Origin of the sequence: Sphingomonas sp. (assembly GCF_964263785.1) — a bacterium.
Taxonomy (GTDB): Bacteria; Pseudomonadota; Alphaproteobacteria; order Sphingomonadales; family Sphingomonadaceae; genus Sphingomonas.
The window spans coordinates 1-3,135 of sequence record NZ_CAXVWL010000009.1; the positions used below are offsets into that span (position 1 = coordinate 1).

Here is a 3,135-nt window from a genome sequence, read left to right on the forward strand (position 1 = left end):
GAACCGCCATGTGGTCTGACCCCTGCCTCGCCCCGCGCGGTCGCGACGGCCAGGCGCCGGATGTCCTGAATGAGGGCGGCTGGGTGCCGATGCGTCAGTATCCGGAGAACGAGGAGGTCGATTTCGCGATCGTCGGCACGGGCGCGGGCGGCGGCACGCTCGCCGCGCGGCTGGCCGAGCAGGGTTTCTCCGTCGTCGCCTTTGATGCCGGCGCCTGGTTCCGTCCGCTCGAGGACTTCGCGTCGGACGAGACCGCGCAGGGACAGCTCTACTGGACCGACCGGCGCGTCGTCGCCGGCGCGAACCCGGTCAAGATGGGCGGCAACAATTCCGGCAAGGCGGTGGGCGGATCGACCGTCCACTATGCGATGGTCGCCGTCCGTTTCCGCCCCGAATGGTTCACGGCGCGCACCAGCCTGGGCTATGGCGTCGACTGGCCGATCGGCTGGGAGGAGATGTGGCATTGGTATGCCGAGGCGGAGCGCCAGCTGACCATCTCCGGCCCGATCACCTACCCGTGGGGGCCGAAGCGTCCGCGTTATCCCTATCGCGCGCACGAACTGAACGGCGCGGGCAAGCTGCTGGCGGCCGGCGCCGAAAAGACCGGCATCGCCTGGACGGAGACGCCGCTCGCGACGCTCTCGGCGCCCTATCGCGACGCCAACGGCAAGAGTCCGCCGTGCGTTTATCGCGGCTTTTGCCGGTTCGGCTGCTCGACCAATGCCAAGCGTTCGGTGCTGACGGTGTTCATTCCGCGCGCGGTCAGCGCCGGCGCCGAGATCCGCGACCTCGCGATGGTCGGCCGGGTCGAGACGGGCAAGGACGGCCGCGCGACCGGCGTGCATTACCACCGCGACGGCAGGTGGCATTTCCAGCGCGCGAAGAATGTCGTCGTCGCCGGCTATGCCATCGAGACGCCGCGGCTGCTCCTGAACTCCGCCGACGAGCGGTTCCCCGACGGCCTCGCCAATTCGTCGGGGCTGGTCGGCAAGAACTTCATGACCCAGTCCAACGCCGCCGTCTGGGGCCGGATGGACGCGCCGGTGCGCTGGTACAAGGGGCCACCCAGCCTCGCCATCACCGAGCATTGGAACTACGACGACACCAAGGACTTCCACGGTGGCTATCTCTGGCTGGGCCAGGGGCCGCTGCCGACCGAGTGGGTTTCGGTGCTGACCGGCGCGCGCGGGCTGTGGGGAGCGCCGCTGCGCGAAGCGATGCGCGACTATAACCACATGATCGGCGTGAAGATGGTCGGCGAGACGCTGCCCGACGAGCGCAACGCCGTGACGCTGGCCGATGACCTCGACCAGTACGGGCTGCGCGTCGCGAAGATCACCTTTGGCTGGGGCGACAACGACAAGGCGCTGATCGCGCATTCGCTGACGCAGATGCGCGCCTCGATCGAGGCGATCGGCGCCGACTACATCTTCGAACAGCCCGACGACAGCAACCATCTGGGCGGCACCGCGCGGATGGGCGCCGACCCGCGCACCAGCGTCGTCGATGCGGACGGACGCAGCTGGGACATCCCCAATCTGTGGATCTGCGACGGATCGGTGTTCCCGACCGTTGGCGGGGTCAATCCCTCGCTGACGATCTACGCGCTTGCGCTGCGGATGGCGGATCGGATCGGACGCATGGCGAAACGGGGCGAACTGAAGGGGCGGGCGCGGTGACGGTCGAAATCGTGCTCGACGCGCACGCCACCATCGGCGAGTCGGCGACCTGGGCCGCCGACGAGCAGGCGCTCTACTGGATCGACGTGAAGGCGCCCGCGCTCTACCGCTTCGATCCCGCGACGGGTGAGAACCGCGGCTGGCCGCTGACGGGCGATGTCGGGGGCTTCGCGCTGACCCGCGACGGCGGGGCGGTGGTCGCGCTCCGCCACGGGCTGCATCGGCTCGATCTGCGGAGCGGTAAATTGGTTAGGCTGACCGAACCGACCTTCGACCCGGCCTTGTTCCGCTACAACGAGGGCGCCTGCGATACGACGGGCCGGTTCTGGATCGGCGTGATGTTCGATCCCGTCGACGGCAAGCCTCCTGCCCGGACGAGTGCGCTTCACAGCTTCACGCTCGGCGGCGGCCTCGTGGCGGTGGACGATTGCTCGGACCTGCACAACGGCATGGCCTGGAGCGCCGATGGCGGCACCTTCTATCTGTCGCACAGCTATCCGCGACAGGTGTTCGCCTACCATTACGATCCCGACACCGGGTCGCTTTCGAACCGGCGTCTCTTCGCCACGATCGAGCAAGAAGCGGGCATCCCCGATGGCGCCGCCGTCGATGTCGAGGGCGGCTATTGGTGCGCGCTGCACGGCGGAGGCAGGGTGCGGCGCTACCATGCCGACGGCTCGGTCGACCGCGACATCGACCTTCCGGTCAGCCAGCCCACGATGTGCGCGTTCGGCGGCAAGGACCTGGCTACGCTCTATGTGACCAGCGCGTCCGACGGGCTGAACGAGGCGCAGCGCATGCGCGAGCCCCACGCGGGGGCGCTGATGAGGCTCGATGTCGGCACGTCGGGGATCCCTCGGACCTGCCATGTCGCCGACCGACTGCCGATGGCGCGCAAAGGGGTTTGTCATGGCTGACGGCTATCGCTTCGGAATCAGCGAGTTCACGACGCAGCCCTGGTCGTTCGAGGATGACGTCACACGCTACGCCAGGCTGGGCGTCGACACCATCGAGGTGGTCGAGGCCAAGCTCGACGACCATCGCTTCGCCGAACAGATGGGGTCGATCGGGCCTGCGGGCCTCGGCATCAGCGGGATGCAACCGAAGGTGCGCACCTTCTTTGCCAGCCGGATGACGCCGGATCCGAAGGGAGTGGACGACCGCGTGGCGGCCCTTCGCGGATCAATCGAGCGCCTCGGCCGCTTCGCGCCCGGCGTGCCGTTCATCACCAACACCGGCGCGCACCCGCGCGGCGACATGGCCGACGCGATGCGGATCGTGGGAGACAGGCTGGGTGAGCTGGCGAAGGTCGCCGCCGACAACGGCGTCCTGCTGGCGCTGGAGCCGCTCAACCCCAGTTCGGTCAATGTCGAGAGCGCCATCTGGACGATCGACCAGGCGCTGGAGGTGATCGATCGCGCCGGCAGCGACCGGGTCGGCCTCTGTCTCGATTACT

General features: G+C 68.4%; 3 protein-coding genes. All 3 read left to right on the forward strand.

Features of this window, described 5'->3' with window-relative positions:
• The coding region (locus ACE5C1_RS00910; RefSeq protein WP_374942184.1) for a GMC family oxidoreductase at positions 1-1,679 on the forward strand (1,679 nt) is incomplete at its 5' end.
• Positions 1,676-2,596: an SMP-30/gluconolactonase/LRE family protein gene (locus ACE5C1_RS00915; protein WP_374942185.1), complete on the forward strand. Its 921-nt coding sequence runs from the start codon at positions 1,676-1,678 to the stop codon at positions 2,594-2,596. The genes ACE5C1_RS00910 and ACE5C1_RS00915, both read left to right, overlap by 4 nt.
• The coding region (locus ACE5C1_RS00920; RefSeq protein ID WP_374942186.1) for a sugar phosphate isomerase/epimerase family protein at positions 2,589-3,135 on the forward strand (547 nt) is incomplete at its 3' end. The genes ACE5C1_RS00915 and ACE5C1_RS00920, both read left to right, overlap by 8 nt.